Annotated in this window: 1 protein-coding gene; it reads left to right on the top strand. The window is 30.1% G+C overall.

The window, feature by feature from the left end; translation table 11 throughout:
- Positions 1–143: 143 nt before the first annotated feature.
- Positions 144–359 (top strand): hypothetical protein (locus tag ACRD62_RS22525; protein WP_430822333.1); only part of this gene is annotated, 216 nt, incomplete at its 3' end.

Consider the following 359-nt stretch of genomic DNA (forward strand, 5'->3'; position numbering starts at 1 on the left):
GTTCTCAAAAGCGGGTGCAAAATAAGCCAGTTTTTTCTAAACTTCCAAATCAAATTGCACTCTTTTTTTGAAGAAACTCTGTTAATTTGTGTTTCTAAGCTGGTTTGGTGTGGGTTAGAGCAAAAATAAAATCTTAGATATTTTTGTTTTTATTATTACTGGCCAAAAAAGTCCAATTATTCATCCAATTTAAATCCCCTTATACAATAAAAAGTCCTTTACTAAAATCATTATGTATTATCCATAACCTGGAAAAATTAGCAAAAAAAGAGGGTGTCCAAAAACTAAACATCAAAACAACGTTAGTTTCAATTTGTAATAAAATATCATTTTATGTCACCCCTAAATCCCCTGAAGGG

The organism is Carboxylicivirga caseinilyticus (genome assembly GCF_050589785.1).
Lineage (GTDB): Bacteria > Bacteroidota > Bacteroidia > Bacteroidales > Marinilabiliaceae > Carboxylicivirga > Carboxylicivirga caseinilyticus.